The sequence below is a fragment of the Pseudolabrys taiwanensis genome, assembly GCF_003367395.1.
GTDB classification, from domain to species: Bacteria; Pseudomonadota; Alphaproteobacteria; order Rhizobiales; family Xanthobacteraceae; genus Pseudolabrys; species Pseudolabrys taiwanensis.
Genome location: NZ_CP031417.1, coordinates 4,312,911 through 4,334,565, shown reverse-complemented (window position 1 = coordinate 4,334,565; position 21,655 = coordinate 4,312,911). Strand labels below are relative to the sequence as shown.

Genomic DNA, 21,655 nt, shown 5'->3' with positions numbered 1-21,655 from the left:
TCAGGACGTCACCGGACGTGATCTAGTAGTTGTCTATTAGAGTAGACAAGTTCGCGCAAGTCGCTTATTGAGTTGTCTATTCGAATAGACAACTTTGCGAGACCGACAGCAATGGCCCCCTACCCGATTTCTGGCGAAAGCGGCGAGCGCCGCGCGGTCATGGCGGTGCTGGCGGGGGCGCAGGCGGACGACATTGCCGGCGGCCTCGCCCGAATCGACGGACTTTCGGACTTCACCGAGCTGCGGCCGGCCGAGACCGGCCTGGTGATGCTGCGCGGGCGCATCGGCGGTGACGGCGCGCCGTTCAACGCCGGCGAAGCGACGGTGACGCGCGCGGCGGTGCAGATCGCCTCCGGCGAAAAAGGTTTTGCCTATGTGCTCGGCCGCGACGCCCGCAAGGCGCGGCTGGCGGCGCTCTGCGATGCGCTCTGGCAGTCGGCGGCACATCGGCCGGCCATCGAGCAGCATGTGCTTGCGCCGTTACGTGGCGCGCAAGACGAGCGCCGCGCGCTGCGGCGCGCGCAGACGGCGGCAACGCGCGTCGACTTTTTCACTCTCGTGCGCGGGGAAGACTGATGACAGTGGCAACCGCCAATCCGGCTTTCGAAAGCCAAGCCGCGTTCCGCGCCGCGATGGACGCCGTGGCGCGCCCCGGCGAGATCAAAACATTACGCGGACCGGCCGCACCCGCGCCTTTGGCGCCGGCGACCGCCGCGCTGGTGCGGCACCTCGCCGATTACGAAACGCCGATCTGGCTCGATGAGCAACTGAGCATTCCGGCGGTGAAAGACTGGATCCGCTTCCAGACCGGCGCACCGATCACCGAGGACAAGAGCACGGCCGCCTTCGCGCTCGTCGCCGAACCGCTGCGTATGCCGGATTTGACGCAGTTCGCGCTCGGCACCGAGGAATATCCCGACCGCTCCACGACAGTGATCGTTCAGGTCGAAAGCTTCCGCGGCGCGCCCATTGTCATCACCGGACCCGGCATCAAGGACCGTCGTTCGTTCGCCGCCGAGCCCCTGCCCGACGATTTCATAGCGCGCCTGAGCGCAAACCGGGAGCTGTTCCCGCGCGGCGTCGACGTAATGCTCGTCGCCGGTGGCGAAATCATCGGCTTGCCCCGCTCGGTGCGCATCGCGAAGGAGAACTGACGATGTATGTCGCAGTCAAAGGCGGCGAACGCGCCATCGAGAACGCCCACACCTTGCTCGCCGATGTTAGGCGCGGCGACCGCGATGTGCCGGAGCTGACGCTGACGCAGATCGATAATCAGTTGACCTTGGCCGTCGACCGCGTGATGTGCGAGGGCTCGCTCTACGACCGCGAACTGGCGGCGCTCGCGATCAAGCAGGCGCGCGGCGACCTTATCGAGGCGGTGTTCCTGCTGCGCGCTTATCGCACCACCTTGCCCCGCTTCGGCGCCTCCGAGCCGATCGAGACGGGACAGATGGACATCCGCCGCCGCATCTCGGCGACGTTCAAGGACTTGCCCGGCGGGCAGGTGCTGGGCCCAACCTTCGATTACACGCATCGCCTGCTCGATCACACGCTTGTCGGCGAAAGCGAAGTGCCGCCTGCGGCAACGGCGCGCGCCGATGAAACACGGTTCCGTTCGGTCGCCGAATTGCTGCGCGAGGACGGCCTGATCGAACGCGAAAAGCCCGAGAGCGGCGAGGTCGGCGATCTCACGCGCGAGCCTTTGTCGTTCCCGGCCGATCGCGACTTGCGGCTGCAGAATCTGGCGCGCGGCGACGAAGGCTTCCTGCTGGCGCTCGGTTATTCGACGCAGCGCGGCTACGGCCGCAACCATCCGTTCGCCGGCGAGATCCGCTTCGGCGAGGTCGAGGTCGAGTTCTTCGCCGAGGAAGTGGGCTTTGCCGTCCCGCTCGGCGCCATCGACATCACCGAGTGCCAGATGGTCAACCAGTTCGCCGGCTGCGGCGACGAGGCGCCGCGCTTCACCCGCGGTTATGGCTTCGCCTTCGGCCAGTGCGAGCGCAAGACCATGGCCATGGCGCTGGTCGACCGTGCGCTGCGCGCCCGCGAACTCGGCGAAGAGGTCGGCGCGCCGGCACAGGACGAGGAATTCGTGCTGAGCCATTCCGACAATGTGCGGGCGACCGGCTTCGTCGAGCATCTGAAGCTGCCGCACTACGTCGACTTCCAGGCCGAGCTCGGCCTGCTCCGTAAGCTGCGCGCCGAGTTCTTCGCGCGCGCCGACAATACCGAAACGCCGATGCAGGACGCCGCCGAATGACCGCGCCCGCCTACAACTTCGCTTATCTCGACGAGCAGACCAAGCGCATGATCCGCCGCGCGATCCTGAAAGCGATCGCCATTCCCGGCTATCAGGTGCCCTTCGCCAGCCGCGAAATGCCGATGCCTTACGGCTGGGGCACCGGCGGCGTGCAGGTGACGGCGTCGATCCTCGGGCCGGACGACGTACTCAAGGTCATAGACCAGGGTTCTGACGACACCACCAACGCCGTCTCGATCCGCAAGTTCTTCGTCAAGACCGCCGGCGTCGAGACGACCACCGCCACCGAGGAAGCGACCGTCATCCAGACGCGCCATCGCGTACCGGAGACGCCGCTCACCGAAAATCAGGTGCTGGTCTATCAGGTGCCGATCCCGGAACCCCTGCGCTATCTCGAGCCGCGCGAGACCGAGACGCGCCGCATGCACGCCTTGTCCGAGTACGGGCTGATCCATGTGAAGCTCTATGAGGACATCGCCCGCCACGGCCACATCTCGACCGCTTATGCCTACCCGGTCAAAGTGGACGGGCGCTACGTGATGGACCCTTCGCCGATCCCGAAGTTCGACAATCCGAAGCTGAACGACTGCGCCGCCTTGCAGCTCTTCGGCGCCGGCCGCGAGAAGCGCATCTACGCCATTCCGCCTTACACGCAGGTGGTCTCGCTCGACTTCAAAGACCATCCCTTCGAACCCTACCGGCACGACGCGTCCTGCGAATTGTGCGGCGCGAGCGACAGTTATCTCGACGAAGTCATCACCGACGACCACGGCACGCGCATGTTCGTCTGTTCCGACAGCGACTATTGCGAGACGCGGCGCGCCGCCGGCCACGGCACTCCGGCCAGTGGCGACAACGCGAAGACGGCGCCATGAGCGACGACCTCGCCATTCGGCCCGCTGCCGCGTCCGACCTTCCCGGCGTGCTGGCGCTCTATGCGCAGCCGGGCATGGACGATGGCCGCGTGCTGCCGCTTCAAGACGCCGAGGCGATCTTCGCGCGCTTTGCCCGCTATCCCGATTACACATTGTACGTCGCCGAGAGCGATGGCCGGATCGTCGGCACTTTCGCGCTGCTGATCATGGACAATCTCGGCCATCTCGGCGCGCCGTCCGCCGTGATCGAGGACGTGGTGGTCGATCCGATATGCCAGGGCCGCGGCATCGGCGCGCAGATGATGGCCTTTGCCATCGACCGTGCGCGCGAGAAGCGCTGCTACAAGCTGGTGCTGTCGTCCAACGCTAAGCGCGAACGCGCCCACGCGTTCTACGAGCAGCTCGGCTTCGAACGCCACGGCTACAGCTTCCGCATCGTCTTCGAAGAGGCCATGGCATGACCGTCGATGAAACCGAACAGCCTCTCCTGATCGCGGAAGGCCTGAGCAAATATTACGGCCGGCAACTCGGCTGCCGCGATGCCTCCTTCGAACTCTACGAGGGCGAGGTGATGGCGGTCGTCGGCGAGTCCGGTTCCGGCAAGTCGACATTGCTACAGTTGCTGTCCGGCCAAAACGAACCGAGCGCCGGCCGCGTGCTGTACCGCATGCGCGACGGCTCGGTCGCCGATCTGTGGTCGTTGAGCGAGCCGATGCGGCGTCTCTTGTACCGTACCGATTGGGGCTTCGTGCATCAGGACCCGCAGATGGGCCTGCGCATGGGCGTCTCCGCCGGCGGCAATGTCGGCGAGCGGCTGATGGCGGTCGGCTGGCGCAATTACGGTGACATCCGCAACGTCGCCGCCGACTGGCTCGGACGCGTCGAGATTCCGGAAGAGCGGATCGACGACACGCCGCGCACCTATTCGGGCGGCATGCGCCAGCGCCTGCAGATCGCGCGCAATCTCGTGACTTCGCCGCGGCTGATCTTCATGGACGAGCCGACCGGCGGCCTCGACGTGTCGGTGCAAGCGCGGTTGCTCGATCTCTTGCGCCGCATCGTCTCGGAGATGCGCCTCGCCGCCATCGTGGTGACGCATGACCTCGCCGTCGCGCGGCTGTTATCGAATCGCATCATGGTGATGAAAGGTGGAACGGTGATCGAGCAAGGCCTGACCGATCAGGTGCTCGACGATCCGCATGAGCCCTACACCCAGTTGCTCGTCTCATCGATCCTGCCGGCGTGAGGTCCGACATGTCCGCTCTCGAACTGTCCGCCGTGACCAAATCCTTCACCATGCACCTGCAAGGCGGCTTGCGCCTGCCGGTGCTGAACGACGTGACCTTCACCGTCGCGCCAGGCCAGTGCGTCGCGCTCACCGGCCCCTCCGGCACCGGCAAGTCGTCGATCCTCAAACTGATCTACGGCAACTACAAGTGCGATACCGGCCGCATCCTGGTGCGCACCGGCGATGACCTCGTCGATATCGCCAGCGCCCGGCCGCGCCAGATCCTGTCGGTGCGACAGCGCGCGCTCGGCTATGTCACGCAGTTCCTGCGTGCAGTGCCGCGCGTCTCCGCGCTCGACATCGTCGCCGAACCGCTGGTGACCAAGGGCGTGGTGCGCGAGGAGGCGACGATCCGCGCCAAGGACATGCTACGCCGCTTCAACGTGCCGGAGCGGCTCTGGAGCCTGCCGCCGGCGACCTTCTCCGGCGGCGAGCAGCAGCGCATCAATCTCGCGCGCGGCCTGCTGCCGGAACATCCGATCCTGCTGCTCGACGAGCCCACCGCCTCGCTCGACGCGCATAACCGCGCTGTCGTGGTCGAACTGGTGCGCGAGCGTAAAGCGCAGGGCACCGCGATCGTCGCCATCATGCACGACGACGACGTGCGCGAGGCCGTCGCCGACCTGAATGTCGACGTCACCCGATTTGCCATTGCCGCGTGAACGCCATGACCGAACCCAGTTCCTACGTCCTCGAAAACGCCCGCATCGTGCTGGCCGACCGCATGATCGAACGCGGCTATGTCGCGGTCGAAAACGGCCTCATTGCCGAGATCGGCGAAGGCACGGCGCCATTGCGCGGCTTCGATATCGGCGGCGACCTGCTGCTGCCGGGTCTGGTCGAATTGCACACCGATCACCTTGAGGCCCATTACACGCCGCGGCCCAAGGTGCATTGGGACCCGCTGGCCGCGGTGATCTCCTATGACGCCCAAATCGCCACCAGCGGCATCACCACGGTGCTCGATTCGCTCCGCGTCTGGCGCGAGGAAGGCGCCGAGGAAGCCGGCGGCATGGCTGGCGCCATGGCCGAAGCGATCGACAAGACCCGTTCCGCCGGCCTGCTGCGCATCGAGCATTATCTCCATCTGCGTTGCGAGGTGCCGATGCCCAACGTCGTGGAAGACGCGGCCGAACTGGTCGGCCGGCCGGACGTGCGGCTGATGTCGCTGATGGACCATACGCCCGGCCAGCGCCAATTCCGCGACGAAAAGAAGCTGCGCGACTATTACCGCGGCAAGAGCGGCGGCATGACCGACGCACAGCTCGATGTTCTGTTTGCCCGCCGCCTCGAGAATCATACACGCTACGCGGCGGACAATTATCAGGGGCTGCTCAAGCTTGCCGCCGAATACGGAACACCGCTCGCCAGCCACGACGACACCACGGCGGAGCATGTCGAACAGTCGATCACCGACCGTGTCGCGGTTGCCGAATTTCCGACCACGGTGGAAGCGGCGGCGACCTTGCATGACGGCGGCGTAAAGGTGCTGATGGGCGCGCCCAATCTCGTCCGCGGCGGCTCGCATTCGGGCAACGTCGCGACCGCCGAGTTGGCGGAGGCGGGCCTGCTCGATATCCTGTCGTCCGACTATGTGCCGTCGAGCCTGCTGCTCGCGGCGTTGCGCCTGCCCGACGCCGCCGCGAACTTTGACCTGCCCGCCGCCATCCGCACCGTCAGCAAGACGCCGGCGGAAGTCGTCGGCCTCACCGACCGCGGTGAGATCGCTGCCGGCAAGCGCGCCGATATCATCCGCGTGCATCGCGCGGAGAACGCCGCGGCGGTGCGCGGCGTCTGGAGCGGAGGCCGCCGCGTCGCATGACGTTTGCCCCGACATCGGCGGCGGACGCCGCGCCCGTCGGGCCGGGACGCTTCCTGCTGGTCGTGGGCCCGAGCGGCGCCGGCAAAGACACCGTGCTCACCGGCGCGCGGCTGCGCCTCGCCGGCGATCCCACGGTCCACTTCCCGCGCCGGGTCGTCACCCGCGCCGTGTCGGAAACCGAAGATCACGACACATTGGCAGGCGACGCATTCGACGCCGCCGCTGAAAGCGGCAGCTTCGCCCTCTGGTGGTCGGCCCATGGCTTGAAGTACGGGATTCCGCGCGCCGCCGATGACAGCATCCGCGCCGGCCACACCGTGGTCTGCAATGTGTCGCGGGCCATCATCGCCGATGCCCGCGTGCGCTATGCTCGTGTCGAAGCCGTGCTGATCACCGCGCCGGCGGAGATTCTCGCCGCCCGCCTCGCCGGCCGCGCCCGCGAAAGCGACGGCCGCCTCGAGGATCGCATCAAGCGCAACGACGTCTACGCGAACTTCCAGGCCGATCACATCATCCAAAACGCCGGTCCGCCTGAAGACGCCATACAGGCGCTGCTCGATATCATCCGGGCATGATCCCAGACACCGTTTATTCCCGCGAGAGCGGGAATGAACGGAGAGTGTTTCACACCTGACCACGAACTGATTTAGGCTTGGCGCCCGCTTCGCGGGAGCGCGCGCGGCTTCTCGTCGTGCTTAGCGCATTCACATCCGCTCGAGATTCAGCTCGTCGACCAGACGCTTCCACTGCGATATTTCGCCGGCAATGACATCGCCGAATTTCTCCGGCTCGTCGACAGGGGAAAGCCCGAGCTTCTCGACGAAGGCGACGAAGTCCGGCGACTTGGCGATCGTCGCGAGCTCCGCGCGCAGCCGTTGCACTATCGGCTCCGGGGTATGCGCCGGTGCCGCCAGGCCATACCAGCTCCAGAAATAGAAGCCCGGAAACTTCTCGCCGACGGCCTGCACGTTCGGCAGCTTGCGCACCCGCCTGGGCCCGTTGGTGAACAGCACCTTCACGGAGCCCGCGTCGACATGCTGGGCGATGTCGGAATAAGGCACGAGGCCGACATCAATCTGCCCGGCGATCAGATCGTTGGCGATCGGCGCCGAGCCTTTATACGGCACCACGGTGAATTCGACCTTGGTGGTCTGCATCAGATACTTCATCTGCGGCGGCGACTGGCTGCCGCAACTCAGCTTTCCTGGATTCTTCTGCAGGAAGGCGAGAAATTCATCGAGGTTGTTGACCGGCAGATCCTTGCGTGCGGCAATGACCAGATCCACGGACGCCATGTGCGCCAGGGGCTTGAAATCCTGCTGCAGGTGGAAACCCGGATTGCGGTAGATGGCCGTGTTCTGCGCCAGCGGCGCCAGCAACACGATGAGCGTGTAGCCGTCTGCTTCCGCCCGCGCGACCGCCTGCGCCGCGACGTTGCCGGAAGCACCCGGCTTGTTCTCGACGATGAAGTTCTGATTGAACACTTTGGTGAGCCGCTGGGCGGCCGCCCTGCCGATCGTATCGGTCGGCCCGCCGGCCGCGGCCGGTGCGACGATCATGACCGTCCGGCTCGGATAAGCGTCGGCCAACGCCTTCGATCCGGCCGGCAGCATCAACCCGGCACCGGCCGCCGCGGCGGCCAAGCCAAACTGCCGCCGCGTCATCGCATTACTACATGGCCCGTTGGGCACCTCGTCGTGCTTCGGCATTTCTCTCCCCGTGTCTTTTCATTGTTTTGTCTTGTCGCTTGCAGTCTTGGATCTTGCAGATTTGGCGCTTGCAGACTTGACGCTTGCAGACTTGGCGCGAAGGCGCATCGAGGCGCCTTCGCTTCTCGGTCGCGTGCCGGCGCGGTCAGTCGCGGAAGCTCGGATCGACGCGATCCATCAGCCGCAGATAAGCCGGCCAATCCGCCGAGCCCCGGCCGGCATCATGCGTTTCGAACTGCGCGGCCGCTTTCTCGCAGATCTCGGGCGGGATCTCGATCGCCTCGCCGCCCGTCGCCTCGATGCGGAGCTGGATCTCGGCAGCGCTCATCAGGTACTTCATCAGCACGAAGGCTTCGCGTCCGTTCTTACCCACGGTGGTGAAACCGTGGTTGTGCATGATCAGCGCGCGGTTCTTGCCGAGATGCTTGAGGATGCGCTCGCGTTCGCCGAAGTCCTCGGTGATGCCCTCGTACGGATGGTAGCCGACACGGTTGTAGAACCGCAGCGCCTGCTGCGAGATCATGCGCAGGCCGCGCTTGAGGCCGGCAAGCGCCATGCCGCGATCGGTGTGCACGTGCACCACGCAATTCACGTCGGGACGGCCTTGCAGAATGCCGCCGTGCAGCGTGAAGCCGGGGCGGTTGACGCCGGCGCGCTCGTCGAGATCGGCGGTCATGTCGACCTTGCGCAGGTTGGAAGCGGTGACCTCCTCCCACATCAGTTCGTGCTGCTTCATCAGCAGCATGGTCGGCTCGCCCGGCACGCGCATCGAACAGTGGTTATAGATGAGATCGCCCCAGCCCCAGTGATGGCAGAGCCGGTAGACCGCGGCGAGGTCGACGCGCGCCTGCCACTCCTCGGCGGACATTCCCGCCGGCGGGCTGCTCGTATGCTGCGGCTTGATGTTCGGTTCGTGCAGGTTCATGGCCGTTCCCTCGTGTTATGTTTCTGCGACGACTTTGTTTCTCAGCGTGCCGATGCCGCTGATCTCGATCTCCACGACGTCCCCGACATCGATATTGGCCGGCACGCCGTCCGTCCCCATCCACATCACGTCGCCGGGGTGAATGGTGCAATACTTCGACACCAAGCTGATGTAGGTGGGCGCGTCGAAGATCATGTTATTGGTCTTGAAGCTCTCCGTCACCGCGCCGTTGACCCGGATCGCGGTTTGCATCGCGTCAAGATCGACGTCGGTCTCGATCCACGGCCCCATCGGCTTGAAAGTGTCGGAATTCTTCGCGCGCCATAGCGTGCGGTCGCTGGCCTGCCAGCCGCGTTCCGACACGTCGTTGCCGATGGTCCAACCGAGCACGTAATCGAGCGCCTCCTCCTTGGAGACGTTGCGCGCCGTCTTGCCGAAGACGGCGACCAGTTCGCCCTCGTACTGGAACTGCGGCCCGGCATCGCGCGGCTTGATGATGTTTTCATCGTGCGCAATGAGCGCATTGTTGGAGCGATAGCCGATGTCCGGCTGCTTGGGGAATTCCGGCTCCTTGCCGCGCTTGGCAGCCATGCGGCGCACGTGATCGGCATAATTGACGCCGACGCAGAAGAAGTTCGAGGGCACCGTCGGGATGTCGAGCTTCACCGATGAGAGCGGATAGGAGCGCGTCGTCTTGGTGTAATCGCCAAAAGGGGAGCCGTCGACGGCGATCACCGTATCGCCTTCGATGATGCCAAATGAGACGCCGTTATCGGCTTTGAACCGGCACCACCGCATCCGCGCCCTTCCCTGCGATCGCCGGCGGAAATTCTATGTCCCGCCTTGTGATATGACTTCGTACCTAGCTGTAATTATGAATTACGAACGGCGCGTCGGTCAAGCAAACCGCATCGGCAATCGATTCTGCGCTGCAATACTCAGGCGCCGACCACTTCCATCACGGTGCGCGCGACGTGCGCGAGGTGATCGCGAACGAGAGTCTCGGCCGCGGCGGGCGTGTCGCTCGTCAGCGCCGCCATGATCCCGTCGTGCTCGGCCATGAAGTCATGCCGCCAGTTCATTTGCCGCCCGGTGAAATAACGCGCGCGCTGCAGATGACCGAGCAGTTGCGCGTGAATACGGATCAGTTCCTCGTTGCCCGTCAGTTCCACGAGCCGGCGATGGAAACCCTGGTTGGTTTCCGAATATTGCTTGCGGTTGCGCGTACGGAAGGCGGTCGCGAGCCGCGCATGAATAGCCGTAAGGTCCGCCAAGGCGGCCGGAAGGCGCCGCTCGCAGAACAGCCGCGCGGCATGGCCTTCGATCAGGGCCACGACCTCGAACTTCTGCATCACCGACGCGGTCGTCAGCTTGGATACGACCGCCCCGCGCCGCGGCTGCAACACCACGAGATCTTCCGCGGCCAGCACCTTGAGGGCTTCGCGTAACGGCGTGCGCGAAATCTTGAATTCGGCGCACAAGGCCGGCTCGTCGATCGCCGTATCGGCCTTCAACTCGCCGGAGATGATCATGTCGCGCAGCTTCGCCGCCACCTGCTCGTGCAGGAGGTGGTGTTGAAACGTGATCACTTGCGGCGCGTTCATCGGCGGCTCCGGCTGGCCCGCCCCGACCATAACCTAGGCCGGAGGGACCGCAACCCGGGCGGCGCCTCACGGCGCTGCCAGAAGCCCCGCCGCCTCGACGATGGCTTTCGTCTGTGGCGCGGCCATCAGATCGATCAAGGCCTTAGCGGCCTCCGGCGCGGCCGCGCCCGTGTGCACCGCCGCCGCCAAGGGCACCACGTTCTGCAGTTCCGCCGGAAACGGTCCGAGCACGTGCACGCCGTCGACCAGCATCAACTCGGCCAGTTGCTGCACGGCCATGGCGCATTCGCCGCTCGCGACGGCATGGGCGACGACGCCCGCCCGCAAAGTGGTTTTACGTTTGATCTCGTCGGCGATGCCGAGCTGCTTTGTCACTTTGAGAAAATGCGCGGCGCTCGGACTGCCGGTGCTCGGATCGGCATGGATGATCGACCTGGCATCGAGAAGCGCCCGCTTAAACGCGGCGGATGTATCGATCGCGGGTTTCGGTTCGTTCAAGCCCACGGCCAGGCCCATGATCATGCGCGCCACGACCTTGCTCGACGCACCGTCAACTTTCCCTTCACGCGCCAGCTCCGCGATGCCGTCCGGCGTCGAGATGACGACATCGGCGTTGTCGCCGGCACGCACCATGTCGACCGCGGCGGACGGCGGGCCGAACGCCATGGCGATGCCCTGTCCGGTTTTTTGCGCGAATGCCGGCGCGAGCTTTTCGATCACGCCCTGCATCGCAACCGTTGTGATTACTTTTATGTCGGCCATCGGTGTCTCCCTGAATGGCCGCATAGTGCCATCAAGACCCGAAGCACGCACGCAGATCTCCGTTTCACCATGCAAAAACGGCGCGCCCATGAAGGCGCGCCGTCGACGCATCACGTTGAACCTGATCGGCTCGCTGATCCGCTTTGCTTAGAAGTCCTTCCACTCCTGCTCGGCGTCGAGCGCGGTCGCCAACGCGGTGCGCATGTTGCCCACCGGGTTGCGGCTCGCGCGCGACGGCGACGAGAAGCTCGCCGCCTTGGGCTTCTTTGCAGCCACAGGCACTGGCCTCGCCGGGGCGGACGTCGTGATGGGCGCGGCGATCGCGGCGGCGCGGCTGCCACCGGCAGCCACCTTCGCCACCTGAGCGGCCGCGGCTTCGTCGAGCTTGAAGAAGGCCACCTGCTCGTCCATCGACTGCGCCTGCGTCTCGAGCGCTTTGGCGGTCGCGGCGTTCTCTTCGACGAGCGCCGCGTTTTGCTGCGTGACCTCGTCCATCTGCATCAGGGCTTTGTTGATCTGCTCGAGACCCGTCGCCTGCTCGGTCGATGCGGTAGCGATGTCGGAGACCAGCGCCGCCACCTCCTTCACCGATTCGACGATCTTATCGAGCGCTTCGCCCGCGTGATTGACGAGTTCGACGCCTTCCTGCACCTGACCGTTCGAGTTGGTGATGAGCTCCTTGATGTCCTTGGCGGCCTGCGACGACCGTTGCGCGAGGCTGCGCACCTCCGACGCGACGACGGCGAAGCCACGACCGGCTTCACCGGCACGGGCGGCTTCGACGGCTGCGTTCAGCGCGAGCAGGTTGGTCTGACGGGCGATCTCGTCGATGACGCCGATGATGTCGGAGATCTTGCGCGAGGAGTCCTCGATCTTCGCCATGGCGCTGACCGCCTTGGCGACAACGTCGCCGCCCTGATCGGCAACGTCACGCGCCTGCGCCGCCGAGCGGTTCGCCTGGTCAGCATTCTCGGCGCTCTTCTTCACCGCGGCGGAGATTTCCTCCATCGCCGCGGTGGTCTCTTCCAACGAAGCGGCCTGCTCTTCCGTTCGCTGCGACAGGTCGGTCGTGCTGGTGGAGATTTCGCCAGACGCGTTGTTGACCTCGGTGGCCGCCTGTTTGATCTCGGAGATGGTCTGCCGGACCTGCGCGGCCATGCCGTCGACCGCCTTGGCGATCGCGCCGATTTCGTCGTGCCGGTGCGCGCCGGGAACCGCGACGGCGAAGTTGCCGCCCTTGATCTCCTCGAGCGGCGTAACGAGCGCGCTCAGAGGGCGGCTGATATGCAGCATGACGAGGACGCCGGCGCCGATCGCGATCAGGATCGACATAGCGATAATGGCGATCTCCATGCTGCGCGCGCTCTGGAAGTTCTCGTCCGCGGCCTTCGCCGCCTCCGCCGCGCCGGCCGTGTTCAGCCTCACCAGCTTCTCGATGGCTTCGCCGGCTTGAACGAACGACTGAAGCTGTTCGCCCGAGAAGAGCGCGGTCGCCTCCGCATTCTTGTTGGCGCGCGACAGCCTGAAGATTTCAGGCGTGACCGACTGATGCTTGGCCCACAGCTGCTTGAAGTTTTCGTATCCCGCGCGCTCTTCCGGAGAGGTGATCAGCTTCTCGTATTGAGTCTGCAATTCACGCAGCTGCCCCTCACGATCCTGCAGCGACTTCTCGATCCGCGCCATTTCGGCCGGGTCGGTGGACAGAACTTGGCGCGCGAGACCGTTGCGATAGGCCGACATCGTATAGCCGAGTTGCCCGAGCGACCTTACGGATGGCAGCCAGTTGGTTTGGATGTCGACGGCGGCCTCGTTCACTTGCGAGATTTTGGCCACGGACAGGAGGCCCTGGCCGGCGATAATCACGGCCATGAGGCCGAACAGGCCGAGGAGAATCGACCGGATAGACAAGCGGATCATTGGAGTTACCTGGATTCCTGAAAAATGTTCTTGGCGGGTTTCGGCGTGCGGATTAGGCGGCGGCGGGAACGGCCGGTGCGCCGGCATCCGCGTCTTCAATGAGAAGATTGTTCAGATCGATGATCGCGATCATTCCGTCATCGGCGCTGATCAGGCCCGAGAGGAAACTGACGCGCGCGGATTGGGCAACGGCGGGGACCGGCCGAAGCTGCTCCGGATCGACCGAGACGATGTCGAGCACACGGTCGGCCAAGAGGCCGATCGGCTTTTCGCCGATCTGGACCACGATGACGATGTGCATCGGCGTCGCCTGGGTGAGCCCCTGATTGAAGCGGCGACGAAGATCCATGATCGAAACGACCGTACCGCGCAGGTCGAGCACGCCGCGGATGTAATCCGGCTGCTCCGGCAGGGGAGTAATGTCGACCCAGCCGCGGATTTCACGCACAGCCATGATGTCGACGCCGTACTGGTCGTCACCGATGGCGAAACTGATCAACTGACCGGCATGCGATCCGTCGCGGGCGACGGCATCTGCAGTCGGAGAATTTCCATGATGCATGCTCGAGCACTCGTTGTTGTGGCTCGCGCATAATTAAGCGAAATGTTTAATGATCAGGTTCTGGCACAGGGGTTAGCACCCTCAATTTGTTTTATCTAAAGCTAGAAGAGCGGCGTCGCCGACACCGGACACAAACTACATTAACAAGCGACATTGTCGTTACGCGTCGTTGGTTACGCGATTTTTATATGCGGGGACTTCTTCGCGGCAGCGTCTCAACCGTGGCGCTTGAACACACCGCGGCCGTGCCGAATCAATCACCGAGATGCCCCGTCAACCGTCGGCTCGGCTCAACACCCGCCAGAGCCTGTTCGGACTGAGGGGAATTTCGCAAAGCTCAATCTTCCTCTCGCCAAGACCCAGCGCATCTTCGATCGCCTGCGCGAATAGCGGCCCGACCGGAATGGCGCCGGCCTCGCCCGCGCCTTTGACGCCCATCGGATTGAGCGGCGAGGGCGTCACGGTGTGCCCAAGCTCCATGCGCGGCACCTCGAGCGAAGTCGGCAGCAGATAGTCCGCGAGCGACGCGTTCATGAGCTGACCTTCCTCATTGAACATCAGCTCTTCATAATAGGCATTGCCGATACCCTGCGCGACGCCACCGTGAATCTGACCTGCAAGGATCAGCGGATTGATGACCGTGCCGCAGTCGTGCACGACGACGTACTTCAGAATCTGCACCATCAATGTGTCGGGGTCGATCTCGAGCAGCATTGCGTGCACGCCGTTGGCCGTGGCGCCCTTCGGCGGCCCAAAATACTGCGTCGACTCCAGCCCCGGCTCCGTTCCGGGCTTGACCGCGCCGCGCATCGGGTTGGCACGCATCGCGAGCTCGCCGAGGCGGACCGACTTGCCGGGCACGCCGACGATCGACACCTGCCCGCTGCCGAGCTCGAGATCCTCGACAGCGCATTCAAAATGTTCGGAGGCTTGCTTCAGAATTTTCTCACGTACGACTTTCGAGGCTTCGTTGACGGCATTGCCGGCCACGACCGCGCCGCGGCTCGCAAAGGTGCCGGCGCCCCAATAGAACTGGTCGGTGTCGCCCGTCACCACATCGACGTCGCGCACGTCGACACCGAGCTGGTCGGCGACGATCTGCGCGAAACTGGTGAAGTGGCCCTGGCCTTGCGTGCCGATACCGGTGGCAAGACTGACCTTGCCATTGGCTTGCACCTGGACGCGCGCGCCCTCGTATGGGCCGATGCCGGTGCCCTCGACATAGCAGGCCACCGCGACGCCGACGTGTCGGCCTTGTGCGCGCAGCTTCTTCTGCTCTTCCGTCACGAAGCGGGCGTAGTCGATCGCAGCCAGCGCCTTGTCGAGCACAGGTTCGTAATTGCCGCTGTCGTATTCGAGCGGCGCGAAGTCTTGATAGATGATCTCGTTGTTGTACGGAAAGGCATCCGCCGGAATGAGATTGCGGCGCCGGATTTCCGCGCGGTCGATGCCCAGCTCGCGCGCGGCGAAATCGAGCAGCCGCTCGATCACAAAAACCCCGTGCTGACGCCCTGCGCCACGGTAGGGCGTCACGATCGGCTTGTTGGTAAAGACCGCGGTGAAGGTGCTGTCATAGTTGGGCACGACATAAGGACCGAGCAGAGTGCACTGGCTGTTGATCGGCACCGTCAGTCCGTAAGGATCGTAAGCGCCGGCATCGTGCAAGAACACGTCCTTGATGCCGAGAATCTTGCCGTCGCGGCTCAGCGCGATCTCGGCGTCGTGGATCTGCCCCCGCTCATGCGTCGTGGCGACAAAGTGCTCGAGCCGGTCCTCGATCCACTTCACCGGCCGGTTCAATTTGATCGCAATCCACGGCAGCAGCACTTCTTCCGGATAGAAGATCATGATCTTCGGGCCGAAGCCGCCGCCGACGAAAGGAGCGATGACCCGCACTTGCCGCTCGCCAAGGCCCAGCATCGCGGCGAGGCCGTTGCGGACAAAGACCGGGGCCTGCGTCGTGTCCCAGATGGTGAGTTGACTGGCGCGCGCGTCCCATTGCGCGACGACACCGCGCGTCTCCATCGGCGACGACATGCCGTGATCGTAATGAAACCGGCGGCGGATGATGTGGTCCGCCTTCGCCGCCGCTTTGGCGTAATCGCCCTTGCATTGCCGCACGTGCGCGGACACGTTGGAGCGGACATCCTCGTGGACGAGAGAGCCATCCTTTTCGAGCGCGCGCTCCAGATCGACCACCGGCGGCAGCGTCTCCAGTTGGACATCGATATCGGCGAGCGCGTCCTCGGCGATATAGCGGCTCTCGGCCACCACGATCGCGATCGGCTCGCCGACATGCCGCACCTTATCCTTGGCCAGCGGCACCTGCATGCGCTGGTTGAAGACAATGCCGGCGATCGGTGGCGGCGGCACCAGCAAAGGCCCCGGCTGCCAATAGGCGCCAAGGTCCTCGGCCGTGTAGACCGCAACGACGCCCTTGCGCGCGAGCGCCGCGCTGACGTCGATCGACTTGATGCGGGCATGGGCGACCTGGCTGCGCAGCAGCGCCGCGTGCAGCAAACCCGGCAACTCGACGTCGTCGACGAACAGAGCCTGGCCGGTCAGCAGCCGCCGGTCTTCATTGCGCGGGATCGGCTCGCCGAAATAGCGTGTCGTCACGGCCGCGCCTCCTTGAGGCGCGCTGCCGCCGCGAGCACCGCATCGACGATGTGTTGATAGCCGGTGCAGCGGCAAAGATTGCCCGACAGCGCCTCGCGCACCTGTTCCTCGTTAGGCTCGGGACAGTCCTCCAGAAACGCGCTCATGGTCATCAGGATGCCCGGTGTGCAATAGCCGCATTGCAAACCGTGATGCGCATGCATCGCCTCCTGCAGCACATGCAGCCGGTCGGCCGAGGGCGCGAGTCCCTCGACCGTCGTGAGCGACTTGCCGTTCATCTGCACCGCAAAGACGAGACACGAGCGCATCGGCACGCCGTCGATCTGCACGGTGCAGGCGCCGCAGACGCCGTGCTCGCAACCGACATGGGTCCCGGCGAGGCGCAATTCGTGGCGCAGGAAATCGCTCAGCAGCTGCCGCGATTCGACGCGGCGTTTATAGGCCGTGCCGTTCACGGTCACGGCGATATCGTGCAAATCCTCATCCATGACACGCGCGCTCCAAAGCCGCGGCCAGAGCGCGCTTGGCGAGCACGCCGGCAAGATGACGTTGGTAGCCGGGATCGGCGTGCATGTTGCCGGGCGGATCGACGGCTTGCCGGACGGCCGCGGCGGCGTCTGTGACGGCCGCTTCCCTATCCTGACGGCCGATCAGCACGGCCGCCGCTGCGCTGACATCGACCGGCGTCTCACCGCCGCCGCACAAGGCGGCGCGGACGCGCCTGCAAACACCCGCCTCGTCGACGGCGACGACAACGGCGATGCCGAGCAACGCGAAGTCGCCCTTGCGGCGGGCGACTTCCATGAAACAGGAACCGCTGCGCGCCGGCTGCAACGGCAACTCGACCTCGGTCAGCATCTCGTCGTCGGCCAAGGCGGTCGTCAGCGGCCCCAAGAAAAAATCGGACGCCACGATCCAGCGCTCACCGCGCGCCGATTGCGCACGCAATCGTCCTTCCAGTGCGACAACGATCGCGGGCAGTTCGGACGCCGGATCGGCGTGCGAAAGATTGCCGCCGATGGTGCCGCGATTGCGGACCTGCGGATGCGCGATATGCGGCAAAGCCTCGGCGATCAGCGGAATCTCCCCGGCGATCGCAGCATCGCGCTCGAGCATGCGGTAGCGCGTCAACGCGCCGATGCGTAGTGCATGACCGTTGACGCGACCGATGCTCGAGAGGGCCTCGATTGGGTTGACGTCGATCAGCACCGCCGGCTGCGCGAGACGAAAGTTCATGGCCGGCACCAGGCTTTGCCCACCGGCCAGGAAACGCGCCTCGTCGCCATACTCCGCCTTCACGGCCAAGGCGTGCTCTAGCGATTCAGCGGCAATGTATTTGAAGGGTGCTGGCTTCATGAAGCGTTTGAGCGATACCCGATACAAACACGTCGGGCCGTCACTATGCGAAGCATCGCGGACGAAAGTCAAAAACGAAGCGCCGAACGCGTCATCGGCAAAAGCGATGAGAACATGTCGCCGTCCGATGCCTTTTTAGCCGGTGTTCTGAGTAAATATTGGGCGTGGACGGCTAAACTATGTGCGCGCAAACTCATCGCCGCTTTGCAACGATTGCCCCTCGTATGAATTCGCCGGATCATGAACAGAAGGATCAGCGTCATGCGTCTAAAAATAGCGTCGTTGTTGGGGTTTGCGGTACTCGCCGGCATGACGGCGGCGCACGCCGCCGGCTTCACTTTGTCGGCGCCGCCCAAGATCGCCTTCCTGTATTTTGCCGAAAGGAACGACGGCGGCTGGACGCAAGCCTTCGACGAGGCGCGACCGAAGATCGAGGCCGCCGTCGGCATGAAAATCCCGTTCGTCGAGAATGTGCCGGAGGTCGCGGGCAAGATTAAACCGGCCGCGGAAGGCTTTATCGCCCGCGGCTACAACGTGATCATCGGCACCGCCTTCGGTTATTCCGATACCTTCAAGGAGCTGTCGGAGAAATATCCGAAGGTCGCCTTCCTCAACGCCTCGGGCACGACCAACGGCACCAACCTCGAATCTTTCTACGGCCGCACCTACGAAAGCCAGTATCTGTGCGGCATGATCGCAGGCGGCGTGTCGAAGACGGGCAAGCTCGGCTTCGTCGCCGCGCATCCGATCGGCCCGGTGAACTGGACCATCAACGCCTATGAGCTCGGCGCCAAGGCGATGAACCCGAAAGCGACGGTGACCGTCATCTTCACCGGCGCGTGGAACGACCCGGTGAAGGAACGCGCGGCCGCCTCGGCCCTGGCCGATCAAGGCATCGATGTCATCGGCCAACATGTCGACACGCCGACACCGCAGATCGTCGCGCAGGAGCGCGGCATCTACGGCACCGGCCACCACCGCGACCTGCGTGAGTTCGCCCCCAAGGCGACGCTCTGCTCGTCGGCCTGGACCTGGGACAAGTTCCTGGCGCCTGAACTGAAGAAGGTGATGGCCGGGAACTGGCAGGCGCAGCCCTTCGGCGCCTTCCCCGGCATCAAGGACGGCGGCACCGATATTGCTTGCTGCGGTCCGGCCGTGCCGAAGGAAGTCGTCGACAAGGTGATGAAAGAGCGCGACGCTATCATCGCCGGCAAGCAGATCTTCACCGGGCCGATGTCCGACACGACCGGCAAGGAGCGGCTCGCCGCCGGCAAGCCGATCGACGACGCCGGCCTCTGGAAGATGGACTGGTACATTCCTGGTGTCATCACGCAGAAGTAACGCGAGCGACCGTTCCGCATGACCGAGGCGCTGGCCCTAGAGGGAATCCGCAAGTCCTTTGACGGGGTGGTGGTCCTCGACGAAGCCACGTTCGGTGCCAAAGCCGGGGAGGTTCACGCCCTCCTCGGCGAAAACGGCGCCGGCAAATCCTCGCTCATGAATGTCGCCGCCGGTCTTTATGCGCCGGAGGGCGGCCGCATTCTCATCGACGGCGCTGCCGTTTCGCTCAACGGCCCGGCCGATGCGCGCGCCCGCGGCATCGGCATGGTGCACCAGCATTTCAAGCTGGTGATGCCGTTCACCGTGGCCGAGAACATCCTCCTCGCCAATCAGCGGCCGCGCTACCGCGCCGGCATCAAGGACATTCGCGCGGCGATCGAAGAGCAATCGCGCGCGCTCGGCTTCGCCATCGACCCCGACCGGCGCGTCAGTACGCTCACCGTCGCCGAACAGCAGCAGGTCGAGATCGTCAAGGTGCTGGTCGGCGGCGCGCGCATTCTAGTGCTCGACGAGCCGACGGCCGTCCTCACCGACGCCGAGGCCGATCAACTGCTCAAGACCGTGCAAACGCTGGCGCGTGCCGGCGCCGCCGTGGTGCTCGTGACGCACAAGCTGCACGAGGTGAAGCGTTATGCCGACAAGGTCACCATCATGCGGCGCGGCAAAGCCGTCGCGACGCTCGACCCGTCACAGACGACGGCGGCGGAACTGACCCAGCTCACGGTCGGCGACACACAGCCTTTTTCGCCGCATGTGCGCAAGGCCGACGGCGCCCCAACGCGGCTCAATGTCGGCCGGCTCCGATGCCTGCGCGCGGACGGACGCACGGCGCTCGAGGATGCGACCTTCTTCGTGCGCGCCGGTGAGATCTACGGCATCGCCGGCGTCAGCGGCAACGGCCAGGCGGAACTGGCCGAGGCCTTGATTGGCGCGCGCCAGCCGGCCGAAGGCGAGCTTTTCATCGACGGGCTCGGCAACGTCGCGCAGGCGCCGATGTCGGGCGCGCGCATGGCCGCCGTCGCGGCCATTCCAGCCGATCGATATTCCTTCGCGCTCGCCGGCACCTTGTCGATCGCCGACAACTTCGCCGTCGCCAACATCGGCTCGGGCCGCTACGGCTCGCTCGCCATGGTGGATCGCGGCGCGATTCGGCGCGATGCCACGCAGGCCGTCGCCGACTACGACGTTCAAGGCGTGCGCAGCATCGATCAGCGCGCGGCGCTTCTGTCCGGCGGCAACGCGCAGAAGCTGGTGATCGCGCGCGAGTTCAGCCGCGAGCCAGCCGTTGTCGTCGCCCATAGCCCAAGCCGCGGCCTCGACGCGCGTGCCTGCAACGCCGTGCATCAGCGGCTGCTGGCCGCGCGCGATCGCGGCGCCGCCGTCGTGCTCATCAGCGAGGACCTCGACGAAGTCATGAACCTGTCCGACCGCATCGGCGTGATGACGCGCGGCCGTATTGTCGCCGAGTTCGATCGTCCCGCCGACAGACAAGCCATTGGCCGCGCCATGGTGGACCATGCATGATGTATCCGCCATGAAGGCCGCCGCGCCGGAACCGGCTCACGCCGCCCGTTCACGCATCGTCCTCGACATGCGGCAGAGCCTGCCGGCGTGGAAGCAGGGCCTGTTCCTCGGCGGTTCGCTGTTCGTCGGCCTCGCCATCTCCGTCGCCATCCTCGCGGCGGCCGGCATCTCGCCGCTGCAGCTCGCGGGCGAACTTGCCGGCGCGTTCAACGCCGAGAGCCTGCGCAATATCCTCATCCAGACCGCACCGTTGATCCTGGTCGGCCTTGCCGCCAGCCTCGCCTTCCGCATGGGCTTCTGGAATCTCGGCCTCGAAGGCCAGATGCTGTTCGGCGGCATCTTCGCCACGGCGGTGTCGATGTATGAGGTCGGCCCGGCCCCGATCCGTCTCGGCATCATGCTTGTCGCCGCGGCCATCGGCGGCGCGCTGTGGTGTCTGCTCGCGGCCTTCCTGAAGATGCGCTTCCGTGTCAACGAGATCATCGCCACGCTGCTGCTGAACTACGTGGCGATGTACTTCCTGTTCCATCTGCTCTACGGCGCCTGGCAGGATGCGCGCTCGGCCTTCCCGCAATCGACACCCTACAAGCCGTTCGAGCGGTTGACCGAGATCGGCATCGGCATCAACAGCGGCCTTCTCATCGCGCTCGCCGTGGTGGTCGCGGCCGGCTGGCTGATCCATTTCAGCCGCGTCGGCTTCTACATGCGTTTCATCAGCGCCAATCCGAGCATGGCCAAGGTCGTCGGCATCCCGATCAAATCGATCACCATCTGGATCGTCGGCCTCTCCGGCGCCTGCGCCGGCCTCGCCGGTTTCGTCAATGTGGCGAGCCAGGAAGGCCGTCTGACGCAATCCTTCGCCGACGGTTACGTGTTCTCCGGCGTACTCATTGCCTTCCTGTCGCGCAACGATCCGATCGTCGTTGCCGTCGTCAGCTTTCTCATCGCCGTGCTGTTCATCGTCGGCCAGTCGTTGCAGATCTTCTATCAAATCCCGTTCACGATGGTGCAGTTGATCGAAGCCATCATCGTCATGGCGGTGGCGTCGTCGGAATTCCTGATCCGCCATCGCATTCGCTGGATCCGGTAGA

The 21,655-nt window shown here is 64.8% G+C and carries 22 protein-coding genes; 12 read left to right on the top strand and 10 right to left on the bottom strand.

What is annotated here, in order from left to right; genetic code table 11:
- Nucleotides 1-111 precede the first annotated feature (111 nt).
- The 9 genes from phnG to phnN are packed head-to-tail and all read left to right on the top strand — an operon-like array spanning nt 112 to nt 6,820.
- Nucleotides 112-576 carry a phosphonate C-P lyase system protein PhnG gene (gene phnG / locus DW352_RS20610; protein ID WP_115693096.1) on the top strand — a complete coding sequence of 155 codons (465 nt, stop codon included), beginning with the start codon at nt 112-114 and terminating at the stop codon, nt 574-576.
- A complete protein-coding gene (phnH, locus tag DW352_RS20605; protein ID WP_115693095.1) occupies nt 576-1,154 on the top strand; it encodes a phosphonate C-P lyase system protein PhnH in 579 nt (192 codons plus the stop codon). The genes phnG and phnH overlap by 1 nt, the downstream gene beginning before the upstream one ends.
- A gap of 2 nt (nt 1,155-1,156) precedes the next feature.
- Entirely contained in the window at nt 1,157-2,260 is a 1,104-nt protein-coding gene (locus DW352_RS20600; RefSeq protein WP_115693094.1) for a carbon-phosphorus lyase complex subunit, read from the top strand.
- The gene (locus DW352_RS20595) at nt 2,257-3,135 is read left to right on the top strand and encodes an alpha-D-ribose 1-methylphosphonate 5-phosphate C-P-lyase PhnJ (protein WP_115693093.1); all 879 of its coding nucleotides are present in this window, start codon (nt 2,257-2,259) and stop codon (nt 3,133-3,135) included. Before DW352_RS20600 ends, DW352_RS20595 begins: the two co-directional genes overlap by 4 nt.
- Complete coding sequence (locus DW352_RS20590) at nt 3,132-3,596, top strand: GNAT family N-acetyltransferase (RefSeq protein ID WP_115693092.1); 465 nt, start codon at nt 3,132-3,134, stop codon at nt 3,594-3,596. Before DW352_RS20595 ends, DW352_RS20590 begins: the two co-directional genes overlap by 4 nt.
- Entirely contained in the window at nt 3,593-4,381 is a 789-nt protein-coding gene (gene phnK, locus DW352_RS20585; RefSeq protein ID WP_115693091.1) for a phosphonate C-P lyase system protein PhnK, read from the top strand. Before DW352_RS20590 ends, phnK begins: the two co-directional genes overlap by 4 nt.
- Before the next feature lie 8 nt (nt 4,382-4,389).
- On the top strand, nt 4,390-5,085 hold the full coding sequence (gene phnL, locus DW352_RS20580) for a phosphonate C-P lyase system protein PhnL (protein ID WP_115693090.1): 696 nt from the start codon (nt 4,390-4,392) through the stop codon (nt 5,083-5,085).
- 5 nt (nt 5,086-5,090) lie between these two features.
- Complete coding sequence (locus DW352_RS20575) at nt 5,091-6,245, top strand: alpha-D-ribose 1-methylphosphonate 5-triphosphate diphosphatase (protein WP_115694519.1); 1,155 nt, start codon at nt 5,091-5,093, stop codon at nt 6,243-6,245.
- Entirely contained in the window at nt 6,242-6,820 is a 579-nt protein-coding gene (gene phnN / locus DW352_RS20570) for a phosphonate metabolism protein/1,5-bisphosphokinase (PRPP-forming) PhnN (protein ID WP_115693089.1), read from the top strand. The genes DW352_RS20575 and phnN overlap by 4 nt, the downstream gene beginning before the upstream one ends.
- A 129-nt stretch (nt 6,821-6,949) precedes the next feature.
- On the opposite strand, the gene DW352_RS20565 is transcribed toward phnN, so the two are convergent.
- The 10 genes from DW352_RS20565 to DW352_RS20520 all read right to left on the bottom strand — a co-directional run bounded on the left by DW352_RS20565 (nt 6,950) and on the right by DW352_RS20520 (nt 17,699).
- The gene (locus DW352_RS20565) at nt 6,950-7,954 is read right to left on the bottom strand and encodes a Bug family tripartite tricarboxylate transporter substrate binding protein (protein WP_115693088.1); all 1,005 of its coding nucleotides are present in this window, start codon (nt 7,952-7,954) and stop codon (nt 6,950-6,952) included.
- A gap of 145 nt (nt 7,955-8,099) precedes the next feature.
- Complete coding sequence (locus tag DW352_RS20560; RefSeq protein ID WP_115693087.1) at nt 8,100-8,879, bottom strand: class II aldolase/adducin family protein; 780 nt, start codon at nt 8,877-8,879, stop codon at nt 8,100-8,102.
- Between the two features lie 15 nt (nt 8,880-8,894).
- Complete coding sequence (locus tag DW352_RS20555; protein ID WP_115693086.1) at nt 8,895-9,677, bottom strand: fumarylacetoacetate hydrolase family protein; 783 nt, start codon at nt 9,675-9,677, stop codon at nt 8,895-8,897.
- Nucleotides 9,678-9,817: 140 nt separating this feature from the next.
- Complete coding sequence (locus DW352_RS20550; RefSeq protein ID WP_162827093.1) at nt 9,818-10,483, bottom strand: GntR family transcriptional regulator; 666 nt, start codon at nt 10,481-10,483, stop codon at nt 9,818-9,820.
- Nucleotides 10,484-10,549: 66 nt separating this feature from the next.
- Nucleotides 10,550-11,245 carry a substrate-binding domain-containing protein gene (locus DW352_RS20545; protein ID WP_162827091.1) on the bottom strand — a complete coding sequence of 232 codons (696 nt, stop codon included), beginning with the start codon at nt 11,243-11,245 and terminating at the stop codon, nt 10,550-10,552.
- Between the two features lie 147 nt (nt 11,246-11,392).
- Nucleotides 11,393-13,162, bottom strand: a complete 1,770-nt coding sequence (locus DW352_RS20540; RefSeq protein WP_162827090.1) for a methyl-accepting chemotaxis protein — start codon at nt 13,160-13,162, stop codon at nt 11,393-11,395.
- Nucleotides 13,163-13,214: 52 nt separating this feature from the next.
- The gene (locus DW352_RS20535; protein ID WP_115693082.1) at nt 13,215-13,724 is read right to left on the bottom strand and encodes a chemotaxis protein CheW; all 510 of its coding nucleotides are present in this window, start codon (nt 13,722-13,724) and stop codon (nt 13,215-13,217) included.
- A gap of 273 nt (nt 13,725-13,997) precedes the next feature.
- Nucleotides 13,998-16,343 (bottom strand): xanthine dehydrogenase family protein molybdopterin-binding subunit, encoded by a 2,346-nt coding sequence (locus DW352_RS20530; RefSeq protein ID WP_115693081.1) that lies wholly within the window; start codon nt 16,341-16,343, stop codon nt 13,998-14,000.
- Entirely contained in the window at nt 16,340-16,831 is a 492-nt protein-coding gene (locus DW352_RS20525; protein ID WP_115693080.1) for a (2Fe-2S)-binding protein, read from the bottom strand. The genes DW352_RS20530 and DW352_RS20525 overlap by 4 nt, the downstream gene beginning before the upstream one ends.
- Nucleotides 16,824-17,699: an FAD binding domain-containing protein gene (locus tag DW352_RS20520; RefSeq protein ID WP_115694518.1), complete on the bottom strand. Its 876-nt coding sequence runs from the start codon at nt 17,697-17,699 to the stop codon at nt 16,824-16,826. The genes DW352_RS20525 and DW352_RS20520 overlap by 8 nt, the downstream gene beginning before the upstream one ends.
- Before the next feature lie 261 nt (nt 17,700-17,960).
- Between DW352_RS20520 and DW352_RS20515 the strand changes: the two genes are divergently transcribed.
- From DW352_RS20515 to DW352_RS20505, 3 genes are read left to right on the top strand one after another with little or no spacing between them, the layout of a single operon-like run.
- Nucleotides 17,961-19,040, top strand: a complete 1,080-nt coding sequence (locus DW352_RS20515) for a BMP family ABC transporter substrate-binding protein (protein WP_245434199.1) — start codon at nt 17,961-17,963, stop codon at nt 19,038-19,040.
- A gap of 18 nt (nt 19,041-19,058) precedes the next feature.
- Nucleotides 19,059-20,564, top strand: coding sequence for an ABC transporter ATP-binding protein (locus DW352_RS20510; RefSeq protein ID WP_115693078.1), 1,506 nt, complete (start codon nt 19,059-19,061; stop codon nt 20,562-20,564).
- Nucleotides 20,557-21,654 (top strand): ABC transporter permease, encoded by a 1,098-nt coding sequence (locus DW352_RS20505; protein WP_115693077.1) that lies wholly within the window; start codon nt 20,557-20,559, stop codon nt 21,652-21,654. The genes DW352_RS20510 and DW352_RS20505 overlap by 8 nt, the downstream gene beginning before the upstream one ends.
- Nucleotide 21,655: the final 1 nt, after the last annotated feature.

What these genes read in the sequence shown, in the direction of transcription:
- phnG (WP_115693096.1), top strand. Translation starts at nt 112, where the DNA reads ATGGCCCCCTACCCGATTTCTGGCGAAAGCGGCGAGCGCCGCGCGGTC.
- phnH (WP_115693095.1), top strand. Translation starts at nt 576, where the DNA reads ATGACAGTGGCAACCGCCAATCCGGCTTTCGAAAGCCAAGCCGCGTTC.
- DW352_RS20600 (WP_115693094.1), top strand. Translation starts at nt 1,157, where the DNA reads ATGTATGTCGCAGTCAAAGGCGGCGAACGCGCCATCGAGAACGCCCAC.
- DW352_RS20595 (WP_115693093.1), top strand. Translation starts at nt 2,257, where the DNA reads ATGACCGCGCCCGCCTACAACTTCGCTTATCTCGACGAGCAGACCAAG.
- DW352_RS20590 (WP_115693092.1), top strand. Translation starts at nt 3,132, where the DNA reads ATGAGCGACGACCTCGCCATTCGGCCCGCTGCCGCGTCCGACCTTCCC.
- phnK (WP_115693091.1), top strand. Translation starts at nt 3,593, where the DNA reads ATGACCGTCGATGAAACCGAACAGCCTCTCCTGATCGCGGAAGGCCTG.
- phnL (WP_115693090.1), top strand. Translation starts at nt 4,390, where the DNA reads ATGTCCGCTCTCGAACTGTCCGCCGTGACCAAATCCTTCACCATGCAC.
- DW352_RS20575 (WP_115694519.1), top strand. Translation starts at nt 5,091, where the DNA reads ATGACCGAACCCAGTTCCTACGTCCTCGAAAACGCCCGCATCGTGCTG.
- phnN (WP_115693089.1), top strand. Translation starts at nt 6,242, where the DNA reads ATGACGTTTGCCCCGACATCGGCGGCGGACGCCGCGCCCGTCGGGCCG.
- DW352_RS20565 (WP_115693088.1), bottom strand. Translation starts at nt 7,954, where the DNA reads ATGCCGAAGCACGACGAGGTGCCCAACGGGCCATGTAGTAATGCGATG.
- DW352_RS20560 (WP_115693087.1), bottom strand. Translation starts at nt 8,879, where the DNA reads ATGAACCTGCACGAACCGAACATCAAGCCGCAGCATACGAGCAGCCCG.
- DW352_RS20555 (WP_115693086.1), bottom strand. Translation starts at nt 9,677, where the DNA reads ATGCGGTGGTGCCGGTTCAAAGCCGATAACGGCGTCTCATTTGGCATC.
- DW352_RS20550 (WP_162827093.1), bottom strand. Translation starts at nt 10,483, where the DNA reads ATGAACGCGCCGCAAGTGATCACGTTTCAACACCACCTCCTGCACGAG.
- DW352_RS20545 (WP_162827091.1), bottom strand. Translation starts at nt 11,245, where the DNA reads ATGGCCGACATAAAAGTAATCACAACGGTTGCGATGCAGGGCGTGATC.
- DW352_RS20540 (WP_162827090.1), bottom strand. Translation starts at nt 13,162, where the DNA reads ATGATCCGCTTGTCTATCCGGTCGATTCTCCTCGGCCTGTTCGGCCTC.
- DW352_RS20535 (WP_115693082.1), bottom strand. Translation starts at nt 13,724, where the DNA reads ATGCATCATGGAAATTCTCCGACTGCAGATGCCGTCGCCCGCGACGGA.
- DW352_RS20525 (WP_115693080.1), bottom strand. Translation starts at nt 16,831, where the DNA reads ATGGATGAGGATTTGCACGATATCGCCGTGACCGTGAACGGCACGGCC.
- DW352_RS20520 (WP_115694518.1), bottom strand. Translation starts at nt 17,699, where the DNA reads ATGAAGCCAGCACCCTTCAAATACATTGCCGCTGAATCGCTAGAGCAC.
- DW352_RS20515 (WP_245434199.1), top strand. Translation starts at nt 17,961, where the DNA reads ATGCGTCTAAAAATAGCGTCGTTGTTGGGGTTTGCGGTACTCGCCGGC.
- DW352_RS20510 (WP_115693078.1), top strand. Translation starts at nt 19,059, where the DNA reads ATGACCGAGGCGCTGGCCCTAGAGGGAATCCGCAAGTCCTTTGACGGG.
- DW352_RS20505 (WP_115693077.1), top strand. Translation starts at nt 20,557, where the DNA reads ATGCATGATGTATCCGCCATGAAGGCCGCCGCGCCGGAACCGGCTCAC.